We start from the raw sequence: 21,377 nt of genomic DNA, 5'->3' as shown, positions 1-21,377 counted from the left end.
AGAATCAACCAAAACCTGATGCGCTGGGTTTGTGCAGCGCATCAGAGTTATTAATGCTCTCGGGTTGCCGTGAATTGAATTTTGGGGTAGCGCTCCTGCGCCATTGTCAGATTGACTCGTGTAGGAGCCAGATACATCAACGAGTCGCTTCCATCCAGCGCCAGATAATCATAGGCTTTTGTTTTAAATTCAGCCATAGCCTTATCGTCATCTGAATAAACCCAGCGGGCACAGCTCACATTGACGGATTCATATACGCAGTCGACTTTATATTCATTTTTCAGTCGATGAGCGACCACATCAAACTGAAGTATGCCGACTGCTCCAAGAATCAATTGATTGCTGTTTAACGGTCGGAATACCTGGGTCGCCCCCTCTTCGGACAACTCAATCAATCCTTTCAGCAAGGCCTTGCTTTTTAAAGGATCTTTTAAACGTACCAGACGAAACAGCTCGGGAGCGAAATTGGGAATGCCGGTAAATTTTAATTGCTCCCCCTGCGTAAAGGTATCGCCAATCCTTATCGTCCCATGGTTATGCAAACCGATAATATCGCCAGCCATTGCAAGTTCAGCATGAGATCGATCCCCCGCCATAAACGTTAAAGCATTGGAAATCTGAATCTCCTTGCCAATGCGCAAATGACTTAATTTCATTCCTTTATTGAACTGGCCGGAGCAAATTCGTAAAAAGGCAATGCGATCCCGATGTTTAGGATCCATATTCGCCTGAATTTTAAATACAAATCCGCTGAAGGCTTCCTCATCAGGCGACACTTCCCGTTCCAGAGCCTCTCGTGGGCGAGGACCCGGTGCATTGGCGGCAAAATCGTCCAGTAATTCTTTGATGCCAAAATTGTTAATCGCTGAACCAAAATAAACAGGCGTCAGGCGGCCAGCAAGGTATTTTTGCAAATCAAACTCATGAGAAGCGCCTTTAACCAATTCAATTTCATCTCGCAACTCCTGAGCAACACTTCCTAATACCTCATCTAGTTCAGGATTGTCGAGTCCCTGAATGCGTGTCGCCTCTTGTTTCTGGGCATTTTTTCCTGACTGATAGAGATAAACTGCATCTTCATATAAATGGTAAATGCCTTTAAAGCGCTTACCCATACCGACAGGCCAGGTCACAGGAGCACACTGAATTCCAAGAACAGATTCCACCTCATCCAGTAAAGAAATGGGTTCTCGTCCCTCACGGTCCAGTTTATTGATAAAGGTCATAATCGGCGTATCACGAAGGCGGCAAACTTCCATTAATTTTACCGTGCGATCCTCAACCCCCTTGGCCACATCGATTACCATTAAAGCCGAGTCAACAGCAGTCAGAGTTCGATACGTATCCTCAGAGAAATCCTCGTGTCCTGGCGTATCAAGCAGGTTAATTACATGTTCATTATGAACAAATTGCATGACCGAGGTAGTAATCGAAATCCCCCTCTCCTTTTCCATTTCCATCCAGTCAGACGTCGCATGGCGATCAGCCTTGCGTCCCTTTACTGTACCTGCAAGCTGAATGGCACCTCCGAATAGCAACAGTTTTTCAGTAACCGTTGTTTTTCCAGCGTCAGGATGCGAAATGATTGCAAAAGTTCGGCGTTTATTGAAGTCTTCGTAAAAATCGGACATGAGTTGCTCAAAAATATAAAGCGGTATTTTAAAAGAAATTAAGCAAACAGACAATTTAATCTGTTTCAATAAAAGCTTGTCAACGCCCCTATTCTGTTACTATAGTAGCGCATTTATTAATAATCTGAGCTGAAATCGCTCAGATTTAGTCTGTAACAGGAGAATTCCATGAAAAAACTCTGTATCCCCTTATTGTCTCTCAGTCTGCTGGCAGGTTGTCAATCCATGTCTGGTTTTAACAGTTACGGCCAGTCGTTTGCTGTCAATGGTGATGAACAAATCAGCAATGCTGTAAGAACCTCGTTTAGCGAAAATGAAATTCTGGCTGATGCACCTATTCAGGTAAGCAGTGATCACGGCGTGGTAACTTTAAGTGGATATGTTAAAAAAATACGCCAGGCCGATGTAGCTGAGCAAATTGCTTCAAGAGTCAATGGCGTTAAAACCGTAGAAAATCGCATCATTATCAGAAAGTAATAGAATACGCGAGGGACTGCGTACACTATAATTAAAATGATCTTCCAATCAATGAATCGCCATGTCCTTAACTCTGAAAACCTTTACGCTCAATTGCGGAAACGATACGCCAGGCAGACTTGCGGTTGAACAATTGACTAGAGAAATGTCCGATGTTGACCTGATTGTTTTGCACTGCCAGGAGCTTAATTTTGACAAGACCTACCAGCAGCTACGTCAGGCCTTTCCCGCTCCGCTTGAGATTGATTTCGCTGAAAAGATGGTTACTCACACCAAGCTGGACACGCAGTTTCACAGTCAAACGGGTATGGCAACCATTATTGTTCGCAAGCCCCAGGTAGAGATAGTCCATAGTGAAACGCAGCTGGCCCGCCGTGGAGAAGGCAGGATGGACAAAGGGTATAATAAAGGAGGAACCCACACCGCACTTCAAGTCCGCAAAGAGGACCAGGAATTTTATTTAAGCCTCAGCAATGCGCATCTTGATGCATTTAACGAAGCAGCCAGAGCCAAGGACTGGATAAATCTTCATAAGACTCGCAAGTTTCATGCGGATACCTGGGATGACTTATGCAGGAAAACCCCTGATATGGTGGCGAATGGCTATGATGCCAATACGCGCAATTATTTATCTGAGAACGATGGAGTATCAGGTTCCACCAATCCCTGGCAATATAATGCAGCACCCGGGATGCAGGAACTTGTTATGGCGCCTCTTGGAAATCAGCAGCAATCCAGGACTTCCACCTATAAAAATAACTTAAAGGGTATGCCATTAACTGCTGATAAAAAACGTCCCGGTTTTGCGAAAGGCGGAATGCTTGATATTGTCAGTGTAAACGATGCCGAGCTGGCTAAACAGCAGATACAACAGCGCAGTACTCCACAGGGCATCCAGCCAGTGTTAAAAGCTGCCGTTAAGATTGCCCCGGAAAAGAATTCAGCCCGCGATCATTCGGTCATTGGCAGTCATCCCGTGGTACTGCAAAAACAGCCGCCCTTTCTCAAAGTAAGAGATTATTTGGCTTGTTCGCTTATTTATGCTGCGCCTGAGATTGCGGCACACATTCTGGATAATGATTTTAGCGATACAGATGAAAACCGCCGCTACCTTTTAAAACTGCATGAATATTATCTGAGCCCGCAAGGGATGATGCAGACTCAACTTCAACTACATCATGAAAAACTGGAATTATGGAACAAATTGAAGTCCTCTCCCAACGCTGACAAACTAAAGCAAAGTCTATTCAAGAATAATCCAACCTGGTTTGAATATAATTCCACATTTCCTGATGGCCGGGCAGGACTGGATAAGGTTGCAATTGTTCATGCCCATCAACAGGCGCTTGAATCCTTACAAATAAACTATTTAAAAAAGGCCGGCAGTGAAGAAGAGCGTCTTGATATCATTTCAATAGTCGGCAATGCCGCTTTGGAATTAAAACAAACCGAAAAACCAGCAGCGCTTTTAAAAACGGCTGAAACCCTGCTTAAATTTAGTCACTTGACTCATCAGTATAAAAGCCATTTATTAAAAGACTGTGTTAATGAAAATGAGCATTCCGAAAAAAATCCACCATTATTAAAGAATAAGCTGGATGCAGTAAACAGGCTGCGCGAAATCACTCTTCAAAAGCCTGAACCAGGCACCTTAGGCAATTTGGGACGTGAGCTGAATAAAAGTACGACTCTGCTTAAGGAGCATCGTCATCAGGGTATTTTCAATAGTTTATTTCGCAAATTAAAAGAACTTATTTCTCATTATATTCCTAAAACTGCAGGGCAACTGTTTGCAGAAAAAGCCAAGGACGTTTTAAGTCGTGAAAAGGTGGAACCGGTTACGGTGGACACTGAAAAACGCAATACTTCAATGCCTTAAATACATCAGAATGCTATAATAATCAGATGAGATTTCAATTTAGCAAGGACTGCGATGAATTATGTCATTGAGCGAATGAGTCGGCAGGAAGCGAATATAGCCTTTGAATGGGCAGCCAGGGAAGGCTGGAATCCTGGTTTGCATGATATCAATTGTTATTATCAGACAGACCCTGATGGTTTTTTTGCTGGAAAGCTAGACGGCAAGACGATTGCGATCGGTTCCGCTGTTCGTTATGACGAGCATTTTGCGTTCTGCGGTTTTTATATTGTCGATAAGGCCTATCGTGGCGGAGGTTATGGCCTGGCGTTAACGCGAAAACGCCTGGAGTATGTAGGCAGCCGCAATGCGGGCATTGATGGTGTTCCACAAATGCTCGAGAAATACAGCCGTCTCGGTTATCGCCAAGCTCATGCCAATGCCCGTTATCGCTGGGAGACCCATTCAATCGCTATTGCCGCAGACCCTTCTTTTATTGATTTAAAACAAGTCGATTTAAAGCGCCTGAGTGATTATGACCGTCAGCATTTTCCGGCGCGGCGCGAATCATTTCTGAACTGCTGGATTAATCAACCAGACAGTATAAGCCTTGCCTGTCTTCACCAAGGGGAATTATGTGGGTATGGGGTCATCCGTCCCGCACATGAAGGCTATCGAATCGGGCCATTATTCGCTGACAACCCTGCTATCGCCAATGATTTATTTCTCCAATTGTGTAAACAGGCTAAAAGCCATTTGGTTTTTTTAGATATCCCTGAAAATAACCCTCACGCGATAAATCTGGTAAAGCAATATGAAATGGAAAAAGTGTTCACCACCGCCCGTATGTATTTAAAAGGGGAACCTGAAGTGAAAATTCAATCAATCTATGGTATCACCTCCTTCGAGTTGGGTTAGAAAATGATGCGCGACATGGTTGGCTATGGCCCTAATCCTCCACTCAACTGCTGGCCGGGAAATATCAAACTTGCCATTAATTTTGTCATCAATTATGAAGAAGGTGCTGAACTATCGCCTGTCAATGGCGATTTAATAGCCGAAACTTATGGTGGTGAGTTTCCCTTGGCAGCCAAGCCTTCAGGCATGCGTAATTTAAGCATGGAGTCTTTATTTGAATACGGCAGCCGCTGCGGCATCTGGCGTCTTATCCGCCTGTTTGAGCGGGAAAAAATTCCACTGACTTTCTTTATCACCGGTCTGGCCATCCGTTTAAACCCCGAATTGGGGTATTATTTACGGAACACAAGCCATGAAGTGGCTGGTCATGGCTGGCGATGGATTGATTATGCACAAATGTCCAGGGAAGAGGAAAAACTGCATATTACTCAATGCATTGATGCGATTAAAGAGGCAACTGGCAGAAGGCCCCAAGGCTGGTATACTGGCCGGCGCAGCGGCAATACACGTGAATTGCTTTTGGAGATTGGCGGATTTAAATATGATTCCGAGAGTTATGCCGATGATTTGCCCTATTTACTAGAGGAGCATCTGATAATCCCCTACACGCTCGACTGCAATGATTTTCGTTATACGACCAGTCCAGGATTTGCCCTGTGGCAGGACTTTTATTCTCACCTGAAAGCCAGCTTCGATTATCTTTATCAGGAGCAACGGATGGCCTTAATGACTATTGGCTTGCATCCCCGGATTAGCGGACGTCCGGGAAGATGCCTGGCTATTCAACAGTTTATTGCTTATATCAAGCAGTTTAAGGATGTATGGATAACCAGACGAATTGATATTGCCGATTTCTGGTTGAATAATTATATTCCTGATAAACCTTGATGCGAGTGCATCAAGGCCTAATCAAGGAGCTCCAGTTCCTGCTCGCATTCAAAATAATCCGCCACTTTAGCTTCAGAAACCCCTTCCAGCTGTTTCGGATCCCAATGAGGGGATTTATCTTTATCTACCAGCAAGGCGCGCACGCCCTCGTAAAAATCGGAATCGTTCATGAAATGCCGCACCAGACAGTAATCCATTTTGATGCAATCAGCCATTGATAAAAATCGGGCTTTGTGGATCTGTGTCAGGGTTATTTTTAAACTTAATGGCGCTTTCTGCTGTAAATTAGCCAGGCAGGCTTTCGACCATTCATCCTGAGCGGCATTTAATGAAACCAGAATCTCCTCAATTGTATTGAACTTGAAGTGCTTTTCAATCTGGCCTGCATTCGCTATGGAGTGCTGAGTACTGGCTAAAGGCAACTGTGTAAAGCAATCATCCACTTTCTGAGCGGCGTTGACAGCTAGATCAGTCTTGTTGAGTAGCTCAATAAGCCCGGTCGAATGCTCGGCTGGAATAATTTTTCTAATTAAACCTGCTGCTAAAGCGTCCTGGCTCGTTAAGCGATTACCCGTCAAGCCAAGATAAACCCCAAGATAATGGGGTAGTCTTGCCAGAAGATAGCTGGCCCCAATGTCAGGAAAAAAACCAATTCCTGTTTCAGGCATGGCAAATACAAAATTCTCGGTAGCAACAGGATGTGAACCATGAAGAGAAATACCCACACCGCCACCCATGGTAATGCCGTTCATTAATGCAATATAGGGCTTGGAATAGTGATGAATATAATGATTTAATCGATATTCATGCCAGAAAAATTCCATCTGCTCTTTTTCTTTATGCAGACCGCTTTCATAAAGCCAGCGCACATCCCCCCCGGCACAAAATGCTTTTCCGGGAGTTGCCTGAATGAGCACCGCATGTATATGGCGGTCATGTTCCCACTCAATTAATTGCTCCTGTAAGGCTTTAATCATCTCTAAAGTCAAAGCATTCAGCGCATTGGGTCGATTGAGTGTAATGACTCCCAACTGCTCCTTCTTTTCAAAAAGAATATCGCTGCTCATTTTTATTATTCCCCTTGAAATACTGCCTGCCGTTTGGCAAGAAATGCCTGCACGCCTTCCTGTTTATCCTGCGATGCACAAACTTTTGCGAAATGAACCGCTTCAAGATGCAAGGCATCGGTTAATGAGAGGTCAAAACCATGATCAATGACTTCCATAACGCCCTGAATGGCTAAAGGGGCCATCGACAAGATAGTTTTTAAGGTCTTATTAGCCTGTTCAAGCAACTGCTCCGGCTCAACCACGTCAGTAACCAATCCCCAGGTGTACGCCGTTTCAGCATTGATAAAACGTCCGGTCAGACATAAGTCTAATGCTCTGCCCTTTCCAACCAGGCGGGCCAGACGCTGTGTTCCTCCATAACCTGGAATGACACCCAGCTTCACTTCCGGTTGCCCAAATTGTGCCTTGGTCGAGGCTATGCGCAAGGTAGCGGCCATTGCCAGTTCGCAGCCCCCGCCAAAAGCGAAACCATTGATAGCAGCCAGAGAAGGCTTGCCCAGTGTCTCTAGCTGGCGAAAAATATCCTGTCCTTCGCAGGCGAACTGATAACCTGTCTGCGCATTGCACTCAGCCAATCGAGAAATATCTGCACCGGCACAAAACGCCTTACCCGCCCCAGTAATCAGCACAGCTTTAATTCTGTCATTGGTTCTGGCTTCGTGAAATAATTCCGACAGTGCCTGCAAAACCTCTGTACTTAAGGAATTTAACTTATCAGGTCGATTTAAAGTAATAGTGAAAATGCCATCCTGATTTAATTCCTGTTCAATAACATCCATTACTAACTCCTGTTAATAGCGCGCTGCGCCGTTAGATAAAAACGTTTAATCAATAAAATATTCTTCATCAAGAACTGATTTGGCAACAATTTCGCGCATGATTTCATTGGTTCCTTCAAGGATTTGGTGCACACGCAGATCCCTGAATATTCTTTCAACCTGATAATCCTGCAAATACCCATAGCCTCCGTGCATCTGCATCGCTCGATCACTGATACGAAATGCAACATCTGTTGCCAGGCGTTTGGCCATTGCACAATACATTGGTGCTTTAGGATTATTTTTATCCAAAGCATCTGCCGCGCGGTAAACCATCAGCCGGGCGGCTTCAAAATCAGTTAACATGTCTGCAAAATAAAAACGCAAGGCCTGCATTTGGGATAATGATTTGCCAAATTGCTTGCGTTCGTGCAAATAAGACTGAGCCAGTCTTAAACAGGCAAGCGCACCGCCCAATGAACAGGAAGCGATATTGACGCGCCCTCCATTTAAGGCATTTAGAGCAATCTTGAACCCCATCCCTTCATCACCAACTCGATTGCTGACTGGTACTTTACAATTTTCAAAAAATAACATGGATGTGGGCTGGCTATGCCATCCCATTTTTCTTTCCAGTTTTCCAAAACTTAATCCTGGCGTATCTTTTTCGATTAGAAGACAGGAGATACCATGATGTGACTCGTCACCGGTACGAACCATACATAGATAGACATCACTGACGCTGCCGCCGGAAATAAATGATTTAGCGCCATTCAGCGTATAGTAATCACCTTCCCTGACCGCACGAGTTTTTAAGGATGCGGCATCAGAGCCAGAATCAGGTTCAGTCAGACAATAGCTGCCTATCACCTGCATTTCAGTAAGACGAGGCCCCCATTGCTGGCGCAAAGGTTCTGAGCCGTAGCGGTCAATTAAAGAAACCACCATATTATGAATAGACAGAAAAGCGCTGGTGCTTACACAACCGGATGCCAATTGCTCGAAAATCAGAGAAGCATCCAGGCGGGTCATTCCGGTTCCGCCAATTTCTTCAGACACTACCAAACCGGCCATTCCAAGCGCTGCCGCTTCCTTCAGCACTTCAATTGGAAAATAATGTTCCTGATCCCATTTTTCAGCATAAGGCATTAGCTTTTCGCGTGCGAAATCAGCAGCCATCTCCCGAAAAGCCTGATGCTCTTCACTATAAGTGAAATCCATTGTTTGTCCTTAAGTTGTAGTGACTAATTTATTAGACACGCTAATCTGTCATTTTTATTGAATCAATAAAATGATATTATTGCCAATTTTTGCTGTCTATGAAATAAAAAAAAGAAAAATCATGGAACAAGTCCTGGAACGCACATCCCATCAAGCAACCAAAATTTTGAAAGATTATTTTGGTTATGACTCTTTTCGCGGTTTGCAGCAACAGGTCATTAGCGACTTGCTAGCTGGCAAGGACTTACTCGTACTGATGCCTACCGGTGGTGGGAAATCCCTTTGCTATCAGGTTCCTGCACTGATTCGACCGGGTGTAGCTATCGTCGTTTCGCCCTTAATCGCTTTAATGGAAGATCAGGTGGCTGCCCTGAAGTTACAGGGTATCCGGGCCGCTTATTATAATTCTTCACTTAATAGCGAAGAATCGCGGCAAGTGCTGGCTCAACTGCATCAGCAGGAACTGGATTTACTGTATATTGCTCCAGAGCGGCTGGTAAGTCTTTCTTTTCTGCAGCGTCTTGAGGATTGCGAACTGGCTTTATTTGCCATTGATGAGGCTCATTGTATTTCACAATGGGGGCATGATTTTCGCCCTGAGTATGCAGAACTGGGTAAATTGAAAACCTATTTCCCTGATGTACCCGTTATCGCACTCACCGCAACCGCAGACCAGCAGACACGTCAGGACATCATCGACAAATTAAATTATCAGCCTCTATCCTATGTCGATTCATTCAATCGCCCTAATATCCACTACCGGGTTGAGTACAAAGATAATCCAGGAAAACAACTGGCGCATTTTTTAAAAGAACAGGAGTCTCAAGCCGGTATTATTTACTGCGGAACGCGCAATGCCGTTACCCAACTGGCTGAAAGACTTCAAAGTCAGGGTCATAAAGCGCGCGCTTACCATGCAGGGCTATCGCATGCCGAGCGGCGGGAAGTTCAATCGCTCTTTCGCCACGATCACATCGATATTGTGGTAGCGACACTGGCTTTCGGGATGGGCATTGATAAGCCTAATGTGCGCTATGTGGTCCATTATGATTTGCCTAAAACTATTGAAAGTTACTATCAGGAAACCGGTCGGGCCGGACGCGACGGATTACCCTCCCAGGCATTTCTACTCTATGATCCAGCTGACAGCGCTCGTCTAAGAGGCTGGATTGCCGAAATTGAGGATGAACAGAAACACCGGGTTGAACTTAATAAGTTAAATCATATGATGGCCTTTGCCGAAGCCAGCCACTGCCGCCGTCATATCCTTTTACATTATTTTGATGAAAGCAGCGAGCCCCAATGTCAGTATTGCGATATTTGCGACTCCCCTCCCGTAACCCAGGATGCGACCCTGGAAGCGCAAAAGATTCTCTCCTGTATTTATCGCTTAAAGCAAAGTTACGGTATATCCTATGTAATTGATGTGCTTCGCGGCAGTAATGCTGAGAAGATACTACAGAATGGCCATGAAAAACTGTCCACTTATGGCATAGGGAAAGACAAATCCGGCAAATTCTGGAAACTTTTGACCTGGCAGTTGATTCATAGAGATTATTGCTATCAGGATACCCATCATTTCAATGTGCTGCGCTTATCGGAAAAGGCCAAAGCGGTCTTAAAGGGAGAAGAAAAAGTCATGCTGGTACTTCCCAGCGAAAAGCCCAAAGGGATTATTGCAAGAATAAAAGAACAATATTTCTCTAAGGACAACGATCCCTTATTTGTCGCTTTGCGTGCATTGCGAAGGAAGCTTGCAGAGCAGGAAAACAAACCGCCCTTTATGATTTTTAGTGACAGCACCTTACATGACATGGTCAGGAAAAATCCCCAGACGGCAGAGGAACTTTTGAACGTCACTGGCGTTGGACAGCATAAGCTAAACCACTATGGTCTGCACTTTTTGAAAGCGATCCGGGAGTTTGTGGAGTAGATATCCCGCATCAGCCCCGTTAACTCAAGAGTCATCACCATTAAGTTAAGGAACTCTCCAATTACCCTGTAGGTTGGGCCCTTGGCCCAACATTGAGCTCTGGAGTGGTTCACCCCGCTTGTTGGGCCAAGGGCCCGACCTACAATATTCATTAACTTAATGGCAGTGAGGGCTAGGTGAAGAGCGATTTAAACCTAAGGAATATTAAGTTGATCCCTTACTGTCAACTAATAATCATCACTACCGTTATCAGGCACTACTCTTGTATTGCGGCCATAAATGACCAGAATATGTTGCTTGGTTTTTAACTTGATATTTTCAGCCTGAACTACAGAAATGATACTGCCGCTGTTTAGTCTGATGACGTATTCATAACCGTGAGAACGGTTAGTGCCTGTATCGACATTATCTGAATTCTCATTGGCAGGGCTTACAATGCCTGCTTCCGCATTTTTATTATGCAAACGAACAGGACGCATTGAAATAATGGTGCCGGGAACCACTTTTTTGATTTTACCCACTTCAGCGGAGTCATAATCTCCCGGCTCAAGTTCTTTTGTACATGCAGTTAAGGCAAGCGCTGCAGAAACTACTGCAATTGAAATCAATTTTTTTATCAGCATCGATAATCTCCGGACAAAGAGCAGAAATTAATAATTGGCGATAATAAACGATTGCAGCCCGTTTTCAAAGAACCCAGGCTGCAATCCGCTGTCTGGAACAAACTTATTGTTCTTCTTTCAAAGATTTCACAACAGCCGGATATTCGCTCATTCTGTGAAAATAAGCATGCAAGGCAGGCCAGTGATTTAAATCAATTTTGAAATGGGGCAACCAGCTTAATATGACGTAAAAATAGCCGTCTGCAATGGTAAAATGAGAGCCGGCCGCAAAGGAGTTATCTTTTACGATGGAGTTAAGATAATTTAATTTTTGATGAATTGCCGGCATGATAATTTTTTCTTTCATGTCATCTGTTACTGCCGGATTGAAAAGTATACCGATTGTTTTATGCGCTTCTGATGAAAGATAGTTGCATATTTCAAGAATTCGATACCTTTTCAAATCGCCAACCGCCGGTAATACACTTGCGGCATTATGAGTGTCAGCAAGATACTGAAGGATTACTACATTTTCCGTCAATCTCTTCTCCGGAGTAATCTCAAGTACCGGCACTGCACCCTTGGGATTTATATCAAGAAAATTATCTCCCTTTTCAGTCGTTTTGCTTCTCAGATTCACTGACTCATATTCAACATCCAGCCCCAACTCATTGATTAGAATACGAACCCCTAATGAACAGGCGCCTTTACTGAAATACAGTTTCATAAATATCCTTTTTTTAGTTTTTTAAAGCGTTAGCCTAATAGACGGACTATGATTATTCAAGAAAAATTATTAAATATTTAGCCAATATTTGTACACCATGATTTTATGGTATATAGTTATACTAAACCATCCTGCAAGGACGCTATCATGAAAAAAATAGTATCTGCTGTAATCATCGCTACTGCTGCTGTACTCGTTTCAGGTTGTGGATTTAATAATTGTGGCGGTGGATGCGCCAATTATTCAGCCGTTCAATATACGACAACCTCAGGCTGCTGCGGATATACCACAAGCTGTTGTACTTCAGCCAGCTGGTAATTTCGACAACTACAGCTCCCGCCGAGTGCGGGAGTTGTAATTTTGCAGTTTATGATTTTTTTCTGAGCTCAATTACCAGAATATGAAGTGCTGTTTTGCCTATGTTGATATCCTGATGTAATTCCTGTCCCTGGGCAGTATCGAGGAACAGAGGTATCGATTTTTTCAATTGAATAATCCGCTTTTCTCCCGAACGATAAACTACCTGAAGACTGCCGTCTTCCTGGGGCACAATAACCCTTGGAAACTGATGGCTATGGTAAGCCAGAATATCCTCAGGGCAAAGCGTCGTTATCCAGGCTTTTGCATCCTCATTTTCGAAATAATTTTCCCGGCTGGTTTTGCATTCGCCAGCTATTAGCGAGAAACTGCAAAGCGATAATACCCAACCAAACCATAGTTTTTTCTTCATAATTAATCCAATAGAGCGGCAATTTCTCCCCTTACTTCCTTATATTGATTCTGTTCATCAACAAATACAACTGTTGGTTGATAATTTCGACAGGATTGCTCATCCATCTGCACAAAGGAAGCAATGATGATAATATCACCCGGTGTGACCAAATGAGCTGCCGCTCCATTAACGCAAATCGCCCTTGAATTCGCTTCACCTGTAATCGCATAGGTTTCAAAGCGTGTGCCGGCAGTCACATTCCAGACATGCACTGCTTCAAAAGGCAAAATATCGGCGGCTTTAAGCAGCTCGGGAGAGATGGTGATGCTTCCCTCATAATCCAGATCCGCATGGGTTACAGTGGCTCTGTGAATTTTAGATTTTAACATTCTGCGCTGGTTCATTTTTTCCTCTTTAAATACAACTGTCTTTTGATTAATAATAGCGCTTCATTTTAGGGCTGTTTGCAAGCAGAGACAACAAGATCCTGCGTTGAATCGGAAACTCATTGATTTAATCAATGATTGTCAATAAATTATTTCATTTTCCTAAAAACTTGAGCTTGAATAATACAATCAAACCCGTGTAAACTGGACCAAAATTTTTGTGTTACAGGAAGGGTATCGTTTTGGCTAAAATAATTGTCGTCACTTCAGGCAAAGGGGGCGTGGGTAAAACTACTACATCCGCTGCAATTTCTTCTGGTCTCGCATTAAAGGGTCACAAAACAGTTGTTGTTGATTTCGATATCGGACTTCGTAATCTTGATATTATTATGGGTTGTGAACGTCGTGTGGTGTATGATTTTGTGAATGTCATAAACGGTGAAGCCAGCCTGAATCAGGCATTGATTAAAGACAAACGTATTTCAGACCTTTATATCCTGCCTGCCTCACAAACACGGGATAAAGACGCATTAACTCTTGAAGGAGTTGAGCGGGTTTTAAAAGATTTATCCGCTGAATTTGAATATATTGTATGCGACTCCCCGGCTGGAATTGAAACTGGCGCCTTAATGGCCATGCATTTTGCTGATCATGCCATCGTTGTGACTAATCCGGAAGTGTCATCAGTAAGAGATTCTGACCGAATTCTTGGAATTTTAGCCAGCAAAACCAAGCGTGCAATTGATAATAACAGTCCTGTACAGGAACATTTATTATTGACTCGCTATGATCCTGAGCGAGTGGAAAAAGGAGAAATGCTCTCCGTTGAAGATGTAAAAGAAATTCTGGCTATTCCATTGATTGGAGTCATTCCTGAATCCAAAGCTGTTTTAAAGGCATCCAATACAGGAACACCTGTTATTCTGGATGAGCACAGTGATGCAGGATTGGCTTATCAGGATGCGATTGCCCGCTTTCTTGGCGAAAGCAGACCCATGCGTTTTATCCAAAGTGAACGGAAAGGAATTCTGCGCAGATTATTTGGTAAGAACAGAGAGGATGCCACAGCATGAGTATATTCAATTATTTGAGAAGACGAAACAGTACTGCCTCAGTTGCCAAAGAACGATTGCAAATCATCATTTCGCATGAACGTACTCAGCGAAACACCCCTGATTATCTGCCAAAGCTTCAGGAAGAAATTTTGGCGGTGATTGCGAAATACATCCCGATTACCCGCGATAAAGTCAGTGTCAACTTAGAGCGAATGGGAGATAGTGCTGTATTGGAACTCAATGTAACCATGCCTGAAGAAGCCCTCGAAGAAATCTAGGCCCAGAGGGTTTTGCTGTTTATTGCACAAGCGATTATTCGCTGGTGCTACTGATCCCACAATAAAAATTTCTTTTTTCTTTGTCAGACCAATATTTGACCACTATACTCACTATACTAACAAATAGTAAAGTTGTGGGGCAGGTATGCATTTGGTGATTTATTTTTGTGGAGCCCGAAACTCCGGAAATGATTTCTTAAATGGTTATGATATAAACGACCCCAGCATTAAAACTATTTTCGTTGAAGGCTGTCATCATTCTGAAGTATGTAATTCAATCCTGTTTCCCAATTTAAAATCCTTTGCCGAACGATTTGTTCATACTCTTTTTGAAAGCCGAGGCGAGTATCCTGGATTAAAACATGTCGATTTGGCTCGTCTTAAACTGGGTATTAATACGCATGAGGAATATTCCTATACTCATAACGGGGAACTTGTCACACGGAAGAAAACGACGGTAACAGCGGAAGATGCCAGAGAAGATATCACCTCAATTAGCCTGGCCGGTTTTAATCGCGGCGCCTTAACCGCCTTTGAGGTTGCCCCGCTCCTTGAAAACCTTGCTCCCAAAGTGGAAATAGACATCATTGCCAATCAACCGGTGTCAGGAAATGCTTATCAACTTCCGGGCAGCCAGGCGGCGAACATTAGGGACTGCAGTCATTGCAACAATATACGTCATGTGAGCGTCATTGTTGAAGCCTATGCGGAGTCACTTGCCATTCCGGACGCGGATGAGCCATATCACCGCGTTTTCTTTACACAGATTACCCCCCTGCTTCCAGATAGTGCTATCAAAAATCTGATAGTGATTCCCAGAGAGAGTCATCAGGTACGTGAAAACTCCGCCGATGGTGAAGAGCATTTAAATATGGAGTTGGCAAAATCTTTAAGAAAGAGAGGGTTTCTTACTCAGGAAATTGTGGTAAGAAAAACGCTGACTTGCCGCAGAGCTGCATCATTTCTCTATCAGCAATTAAATCCAAGTATTCCTCCACTGATTGATTACGATCTATCGAATTATTTCGGTATTAAAAAGGAACCTGTACAACACAAATCACCTGGAAATTTGGGACTTAGAAATGGTTATGAACTCCGTCATGACGAGAGTCTGGTTGACTGGTGGGAGCGACAAGACAAAAAAGTGTCGCATTACTCCACCCTTTTAACCCAATTACTGGTGAAAAATTTAAAATCAGTGGATTTATCTGACAAAGATTCCCTCAAGGAGTTATATAAAGAAACCGACACCTGGCTTATCCTGAAAACTAACTTTGCCTCGTCACGATACGCGATGGTCGAAGCACTTCGTTATCACATAGGTGCTAAATTAATCGCCTTGGGAGTTGAGCCGAAGGAACTGGCAGCCATTGTCTGGGAAAATATGCACGAAACCAATTATTTTCTTTCTGAATGGAATAAAACTGTTAAAAATGCCAATTATTTTCGCACCAAGCAAACAAGGGATTTAGAAGAAGCTATTCATGATTATGCAGGTGAACTGCCTACCAGAGAAAATGCGGCGAAACTACTGGGCATTCTTGATCAATGGTTAAATCAGGAAAATGCTCAATCCAATAAACGTTTCGATTTAGTCATCATTATTCGTGAGCAGCTGGAAGAGGCTGTCAGAGCGGCGCATGGCGTTCTCCAATAATCTGCATTTCTTAACATTACATTAAGCTTTCATGGCTATAATTAGCACATAAATATAGTTGAGGAACGAATATGCATTTAGTTATTTATTTTTGTGGTACAGGAAATCCTGGCACCGATTTTTTAAATGGCTATGATTATGTCAATGATCCCAATGTTAAAACCATCTTCGTTAAAGGCTGTCATGACCGCGAAGTGTGTAATGCAGGTATTTTTCCGGATTTAAAAGGCTTTACTGAACGATTCACCAATGAAGTGTTTGAAATGAGGGACGGTAAATTATATTTATCGACCTCTGATTTAGCATCCAAAAAGGTAGGAATCAGTAATCCCTACTCCACTGTTGAAGCTGGAGATGAGGAAAAAGAAATAACCTCAGTCACTTTCGCAGGCTTTAGCCGCGGCGGTGTAACCGCTTTTCTCGAGGCGCAACAATTTAAAAGATTCGCACCGAATGTTGAAGTCGATGTCGTTGCCGACCAGCCTGTACCGGGTAATTCCTATCAAATCCCTGGAAGTAACGCGGCCAATATGGCCGATTGCAGTGATTGCTCAAATATAAAAAATGCGACAATCATTCTTGGAGCTTATACAGGCGCCAAGCAATTCGTCGATCTCCATGTTCTAAATAAAGTTCCGCAAAATTACAACGCTTATAAAAATCAATACGTAGTTATAGCTCGTGATATTTATTTTGTAAATGAGAGTGCTGAGATTACTAAGGCGACACCTGACGGTATCAGACTACAAGCGGGTCTAAGTGCAGGTAGGCACCCTATTCATTCAGAGCACTTAGCCGATTTAGTAAAACCAGAGCATCTTCATACAGAATTGTTTTATGAGGATAACTCCAATATCCACCGCGCTTTTTTCTCACAAATAGTACCTAGCCTTCCTTCTACAGCAAAACGTGAATTAATTATTATTCCTCGTGAAAGCCATCATCAGGTCAGACTAAATGCAGCCGATGGTGAAGAGCATTTAAATATGGCAATAGCCAAATCACTGGAAAAGCGTGGTTACGTCAGCAAAGAGGAAGTGGCACGAAAAACACAGGAAGCCCAAAAAACTTATGCCGTGAATGAAACACTACCTCCAGCACAATTTCCACCGGCTAAGCAATTGCAAGGTTTCTTTGGCCTGCGTGCCAAGGATGCCTACCGTTATGTGGACAAATTACACCCCCAGGCAGGTATTCGTTCAGGCTACGGTCTTTTGAAAGATGAATCGATTACAAATTGGTGGGATAGACAGGATAAAAAAGCGTCACGCTTTTCAACTGAATTAACAAAAGATTTGGCCATGCTGATTCACTGTACAAACTATAATGATTCAGATGATGTTAAACGTCTTTTTAAATTGGCGGATCAATGGCTAATTCTAAAAGCAAACTCAGCCTCCTCCCGATATGCTCAGGTCGAGTCTCTGCGCCACCATCTTCAGGTTAAACTAGTTGATATGAATGTTGATAAAACCGAACTCGCTCAAATTAACCGCGAAAATTTACGGGACACAAACTATTTCGTGAATGAATGGAAGAAGTCAATCAGCCCAGCATCTTATTTCAGAACTGATGCCACGAGAATACTTGAAAGAGCCATTCAAGAGCATGCCAGGAAAGAGCCTAATGAAGCAAATGATAGAACACTTTTAGAGGCTATCGATACCTGGCTTGATGGAAAAAATGCCAAAACCAGTAAACGATATGATTTGGTGATTATGATGCGGGAACAGCTAGAGGAAGTGATTGAAAATACCTATGGCCTCTCCCAAGAGCATCAGTCTGTACTCTCACACTAAATGGTTAAAATCAACCCTCACCCTCACTGCCATTAAGTTAAGCTCAATTGTATATTAAACTGTCATCCCCGCGAAAGGCGGGGATCCATCTCTGAGCTAGCTATAATGCCAATTGAGGAATGGATTCCCACCTTCGTGGGAATGACAAAATTTCCTTAACTTAATGGCAGAATCAATCCCTTCTCTTCATTTATCCAATTGCCTTCAAACTGCTTGTGGACCTCACCCAGGGTTTACGCTGAGCAAGCTCCCCGGGCAAGGCTTTAACAGCCAGTTGCGCTTTACTTAAATCAGGAAAATTACCCAGCGTTAATACGAACCACTCACTGCCTTCACGAAGCGTGCGATAAATCTTTCCATTTTTAGCTTCGATATGGCGCGCAACAAAGCGTTTTAAATCATCGGCATTACGGCTGGCGAGAATTTGAATGGTAAACTGTGCGGCCGCCGGCTTGCTGGTTTTCGCTGTCTGAATGACAGCAGGCTTGCTCGTTTCAGCTGGACGCACAGGCAAAGTCTTCGTTGGTTTATTACTAACGAGTGATTTTGCAGGAACGGTATGAGGGTTAACTTTATTAACCGTTTTTGGAATCACAACCACCTTGTCCATCACCACCAGGTTATTCAGCTCATCGTCTTCATCCGTATTAAACTCGATTACTCGTCTCATTGGCGGCGGTTGCAGCTCCTGAGACGATGATGCCACAGTCCAGGAAGGAATTTCGGTAACCAGTGCCGGCTCAATATGGGAGCGTAAAAGGTGAATGGAGTTGCCTGCCAGGTTAGGCAGGCTTGACACAAGCCTTTCTTCCGGAACAGTCAAAAAGACCGAAGGCGCGGGCAATTCCATTAATGAAGCCACCTCTTGAAACTGAGGCGCGGGTATTGGAGCGGGTGCAGGCTCGACTACAGGCTCAGCCACTGCCAGGGTTTGATTCTGAGTGGATGTATAAGCAAATCCCAAACCTACCAGGGCAGCGCCCAGAAGACCATAGGCTTTGACGCCTGCACGCCGGGGGCGGCTGGCTTTTAAAGTATCCGGGTTGAAGAAATCCTGCATCTGAGTGTTAATTCGTCCGATATAGCCGCCAGTCAATTGGTAAAACTGCGCCAGGCGTTTATCAGTCATGGTTTTATCAAGGCGTCTTGGAGAGGGGAGAAACTTTAACAGATAGGTCTTTGTTTCGCTTTCTGATAATCCGCCAAGCTCGATGCTATGAATTAAATTATCAAATAAATCTTTATCTAAACTACTAATACTGGCCGCCAGACTATAGTCTGAAACCAGGCATAAGTGGAAAAACCCCGTATTGCCCTGTTTTTTAATCTCAAGTAAAGCCTCTTTGATAAAAAGATCAGGTAAAAGTTGTGCATTATCGATAATAACCAGCACATGAACCTTTCTTTCATTCACTTGCTGGACAAAGTTAGACAGGCTTTGTTCGGCATCGATTCGCAAATGAAATGCTTCATACAGTTTAGACAATACCTGCTGCACATTAAGTGGCGCCTCGGCATTAATCAATCCAGTCTTGACTCCGGAGTCTAGGGATGATTTTAAAATCTGGGCAAAAGTACTTTTCCCTCCGCCTTTTTCTGCAAGCACAGTGATTAATACATTATTCAATAAAACCAGATGATTAATAAAATCAATCTTGTTAAGCCAGGCTGCGGGTTTAAAGGGAGGTGTTTCCATCGTTGGTTCACGGTGGTCTTTATCCATGGAATCATTTAGCACGAATTACTCTCCTTCGACTGCGAGCTTTAATACCTTCTGTAGCAAATCGGCAGGAACCTTGTCCTCAATGTAGCATTCGCCTATTTTTTTAATCAGTATAAAGCGCAATTTATTATTCTTAATTTTTTTATCTTTAGCCATTAACAGCGTCAAATTGTCCAGATTGATATCTTTTGGAATGCGGCGCGGCAATTCTGCCAATTTTAAAAGCTCATCCACCTGCTCGACCCCGGACTGCTCGAGATAACCCATCTCCCGCGATAATAACGCGATACAGTATAAACCAATGGCAACCGCCTCGCCATGCAGCCAGCGCTCATAACGGGTATAAGCTTCCAGTGCATGACCGATGGTATGTCCCAGATTAAGTAAAGCCCGGCGGCCCTGCTCTTTTTCATCCTCCTGTACATAACTCACCTTGATCTCACAGCATTGAGTAATGACAGGCAACAAATCAGTCTCAGAAAAAGGAGCTTCTAATAAGTTTTTGATTTCAGAAAATAAATCACCGGCTTTAAGGATGGCATACTTAATCACTTCTGCAAATCCAGCCTGGCGTTCCCGCTTTGGCAGACTGGCGAGGGTTTTCACATCGATTATCACAGCATCTGGCTGGTAGAAACTGCCTATCATATTTTTGCCAAGCGGATGATTAATAGCAGTTTTCCCGCCTACGGAGGCATCAACCTGTGCCAGCAGCGTTGTAGGAATCAGCACAAAACCAACACCCCGCTGATAAGTGGAGGCGGCAAAACCGGTGATATCGCCAACCACCCCACCCCCAAGACCGATGAGACAGGTATCCCGGTGGTGCGATGCGCTGATAAGCTTGTCATAAATCTGCGTCAGGCTGTCCTGATTCTTATATTGCTCGCCATCTTTTAAAAGAACCACATCGCATTGTCGGTCAGCGAACACAGCTTGCAACGGCTCCATATAGAGTGGAGCCACTGTTTCATTGCTTATAATTAGAACTTGCCTGGATTTAATGACACTCCTCAAAAAATGAGGATCTGACAAGAGATTTTCTCCAATATGGATTGGATAATCCTGGTCAGGCAAGCTTACTAAAATCTGTTTATATAACTCAGACTTCGCCATAAATATATTTGATAATATTATTAGCGACAGCTTTCACGGTTAATTTGTCGGTTTCAAAACTGATGTCCGCAAGCTCGTCATAAAAAGGCTCTCTCTCATCACGCAGCATTTCTAAACGGCTTTCCAAATCTTCTGTTTGCAAAAGAGGTCTTTTCGTATCTCTTTTGGTACGTTCAAATTGCTGTTGCAAGGAGGTTTTCAGATAAATAACGGTTCCTCGACCTGCCAGGGCATTTCGATTCTCGGGAGTCATCACTACACCACCGCCCGTTGCCAGCACAATATTGGTTTTCTGGGTTAATTCATCAATGACTTTCTGTTCGCGTTTACGAAAACCATCTTCACCTTCAATATCGAATATCCAGGATATATCAGCACCGGCCCGTTCTTCAATTACTTCATCTGAATCATAGAACTCAAGTTTGAGCTCCTTTGCCAAAGTACGGCCTATCGTGCTTTTTCCTGCTCCCATTGGCCCAATTAGAAAAATGTTGCGTACTTTAACTATGCTCATTTTTTATTACATACCTCTTCATCTGAACAGGACTTAGTCCTGTTGTTTAACGAG

21 protein-coding genes are annotated in these 21,377 nt (G+C 43.5%); 10 read left to right on the top strand and 11 right to left on the bottom strand.

Annotated features, from left to right (window positions below; all coding sequences use genetic code 11):
• Positions 1 to 50 precede the first annotated feature (50 nt).
• Complete coding sequence (locus LXA66_RS14415) at positions 51 to 1,631, bottom strand: peptide chain release factor 3 (RefSeq protein WP_112218166.1); 1,581 nt, start codon at positions 1,629 to 1,631, stop codon at positions 51 to 53.
• A 168-nt stretch (positions 1,632 to 1,799) separates the two neighbouring features.
• On the opposite strand from LXA66_RS14415, the gene LXA66_RS14410 reads away from it, so the two are divergent.
• From LXA66_RS14410 to LXA66_RS14395, 4 genes are all read left to right on the top strand, one after another.
• A complete protein-coding gene (locus tag LXA66_RS14410) occupies positions 1,800 to 2,108 on the top strand; it encodes a BON domain-containing protein (protein ID WP_112218167.1) in 309 nt (102 codons plus the stop codon).
• Between the two features lie 61 nt (positions 2,109 to 2,169).
• Complete coding sequence (locus LXA66_RS14405; RefSeq protein WP_233013705.1) at positions 2,170 to 3,987, top strand: hypothetical protein; 1,818 nt, start codon at positions 2,170 to 2,172, stop codon at positions 3,985 to 3,987.
• A 54-nt stretch (positions 3,988 to 4,041) separates the two neighbouring features.
• Positions 4,042 to 4,884, top strand: a complete 843-nt coding sequence (locus LXA66_RS14400) for a GNAT family N-acetyltransferase (RefSeq protein WP_233013704.1) — start codon at positions 4,042 to 4,044, stop codon at positions 4,882 to 4,884.
• A 3-nt stretch (positions 4,885 to 4,887) separates the two neighbouring features.
• Positions 4,888 to 5,772: a polysaccharide deacetylase family protein gene (locus LXA66_RS14395; RefSeq protein WP_233013703.1), complete on the top strand. Its 885-nt coding sequence runs from the start codon at positions 4,888 to 4,890 to the stop codon at positions 5,770 to 5,772.
• A 17-nt stretch (positions 5,773 to 5,789) separates the two neighbouring features.
• On the opposite strand, the gene LXA66_RS14390 is transcribed toward LXA66_RS14395, so the two are convergent.
• From LXA66_RS14390 to LXA66_RS14380, 3 genes are read right to left on the bottom strand one after another with little or no spacing between them, the layout of a single operon-like run.
• Positions 5,790 to 6,839 (bottom strand): enoyl-CoA hydratase/isomerase family protein, encoded by a 1,050-nt coding sequence (locus tag LXA66_RS14390; RefSeq protein ID WP_233013702.1) that lies wholly within the window; start codon positions 6,837 to 6,839, stop codon positions 5,790 to 5,792.
• Positions 6,840 to 6,844: 5 nt separating this feature from the next.
• On the bottom strand, positions 6,845 to 7,621 hold the full coding sequence (locus tag LXA66_RS14385) for an enoyl-CoA hydratase/isomerase family protein (RefSeq protein ID WP_233013701.1): 777 nt from the start codon (positions 7,619 to 7,621) through the stop codon (positions 6,845 to 6,847).
• A 45-nt stretch (positions 7,622 to 7,666) separates the two neighbouring features.
• Positions 7,667 to 8,821 carry an acyl-CoA dehydrogenase family protein gene (locus LXA66_RS14380; RefSeq protein ID WP_112218172.1) on the bottom strand — a complete coding sequence of 385 codons (1,155 nt, stop codon included), beginning with the start codon at positions 8,819 to 8,821 and terminating at the stop codon, positions 7,667 to 7,669.
• 121 nt (positions 8,822 to 8,942) lie between these two features.
• Here LXA66_RS14380 and recQ point away from each other — a divergent pair, with 121 nt between their 5' ends.
• Positions 8,943 to 10,754, top strand: a complete 1,812-nt coding sequence (gene recQ, locus LXA66_RS14375) for a DNA helicase RecQ (RefSeq protein ID WP_112218329.1) — start codon at positions 8,943 to 8,945, stop codon at positions 10,752 to 10,754.
• Positions 10,755 to 10,981: 227 nt separating this feature from the next.
• Here the strand turns inward: recQ and LXA66_RS14370 are convergent, their stop codons facing one another.
• Both LXA66_RS14370 and LXA66_RS14365 read right to left on the bottom strand, forming a co-directional pair.
• On the bottom strand, positions 10,982 to 11,377 hold the full coding sequence (locus LXA66_RS14370; RefSeq protein ID WP_112218173.1) for a hypothetical protein: 396 nt from the start codon (positions 11,375 to 11,377) through the stop codon (positions 10,982 to 10,984).
• A 103-nt stretch (positions 11,378 to 11,480) separates the two neighbouring features.
• A complete protein-coding gene (locus LXA66_RS14365; protein ID WP_233013700.1) occupies positions 11,481 to 12,083 on the bottom strand; it encodes a glutathione S-transferase N-terminal domain-containing protein in 603 nt (200 codons plus the stop codon).
• Between the two features lie 147 nt (positions 12,084 to 12,230).
• Between LXA66_RS14365 and LXA66_RS14360 the strand changes: the two genes are divergently transcribed.
• Positions 12,231 to 12,401, top strand: a complete 171-nt coding sequence (locus tag LXA66_RS14360; protein WP_157072315.1) for a hypothetical protein — start codon at positions 12,231 to 12,233, stop codon at positions 12,399 to 12,401.
• A gap of 49 nt (positions 12,402 to 12,450) precedes the next feature.
• On the opposite strand, the gene LXA66_RS14355 is transcribed toward LXA66_RS14360, so the two are convergent.
• Both LXA66_RS14355 and panD read right to left on the bottom strand, forming a co-directional pair.
• Positions 12,451 to 12,813, bottom strand: coding sequence for a hypothetical protein (locus LXA66_RS14355; RefSeq protein WP_233013699.1), 363 nt, complete (start codon positions 12,811 to 12,813; stop codon positions 12,451 to 12,453).
• A 2-nt stretch (positions 12,814 to 12,815) separates the two neighbouring features.
• The gene (panD, locus tag LXA66_RS14350; RefSeq protein ID WP_233013698.1) at positions 12,816 to 13,199 is read right to left on the bottom strand and encodes an aspartate 1-decarboxylase; all 384 of its coding nucleotides are present in this window, start codon (positions 13,197 to 13,199) and stop codon (positions 12,816 to 12,818) included.
• A 224-nt stretch (positions 13,200 to 13,423) separates the two neighbouring features.
• Here panD and minD point away from each other — a divergent pair, with 224 nt between their 5' ends.
• From minD to LXA66_RS14330, 4 genes are all read left to right on the top strand, one after another.
• Entirely contained in the window at positions 13,424 to 14,254 is an 831-nt protein-coding gene (gene minD, locus LXA66_RS14345; RefSeq protein ID WP_112218176.1) for a septum site-determining protein MinD, read from the top strand.
• Positions 14,251 to 14,514, top strand: a complete 264-nt coding sequence (minE, locus tag LXA66_RS14340; protein WP_058509002.1) for a cell division topological specificity factor MinE — start codon at positions 14,251 to 14,253, stop codon at positions 14,512 to 14,514. The genes minD and minE overlap by 4 nt, the downstream gene beginning before the upstream one ends.
• Positions 14,515 to 14,659: 145 nt before the next feature.
• Entirely contained in the window at positions 14,660 to 16,171 is a 1,512-nt protein-coding gene (locus LXA66_RS14335; protein WP_233013697.1) for a hypothetical protein, read from the top strand.
• A gap of 71 nt (positions 16,172 to 16,242) precedes the next feature.
• Positions 16,243 to 17,970 carry a hypothetical protein gene (locus LXA66_RS14330; RefSeq protein ID WP_233013696.1) on the top strand — a complete coding sequence of 576 codons (1,728 nt, stop codon included), beginning with the start codon at positions 16,243 to 16,245 and terminating at the stop codon, positions 17,968 to 17,970.
• A gap of 190 nt (positions 17,971 to 18,160) precedes the next feature.
• Here the strand turns inward: LXA66_RS14330 and LXA66_RS14325 are convergent, their stop codons facing one another.
• From LXA66_RS14325 to aroK, 3 genes are read right to left on the bottom strand one after another with little or no spacing between them, the layout of a single operon-like run.
• Positions 18,161 to 19,708: an AAA family ATPase gene (locus LXA66_RS14325; protein ID WP_233013695.1), complete on the bottom strand. Its 1,548-nt coding sequence runs from the start codon at positions 19,706 to 19,708 to the stop codon at positions 18,161 to 18,163.
• 3 nt (positions 19,709 to 19,711) lie between these two features.
• On the bottom strand, positions 19,712 to 20,809 hold the full coding sequence (gene aroB, locus LXA66_RS14320; protein WP_233013694.1) for a 3-dehydroquinate synthase: 1,098 nt from the start codon (positions 20,807 to 20,809) through the stop codon (positions 19,712 to 19,714).
• Complete coding sequence (gene aroK / locus LXA66_RS14315) at positions 20,796 to 21,323, bottom strand: shikimate kinase AroK (protein ID WP_112218181.1); 528 nt, start codon at positions 21,321 to 21,323, stop codon at positions 20,796 to 20,798. The genes aroB and aroK overlap by 14 nt, the downstream gene beginning before the upstream one ends.
• Between the last annotated feature and the right edge of the window lie 54 nt (positions 21,324 to 21,377).

The organism is Legionella sp. 16cNR16C (genome assembly GCF_021297775.1).
Taxonomy (GTDB): Bacteria; Pseudomonadota; Gammaproteobacteria; order Legionellales; family Legionellaceae; genus Legionella_C; species Legionella_C quinlivanii_A.
Note: the sequence above shows the minus strand (reverse complement) of the source record. Positions and strands in the feature narration are given on the sequence as shown.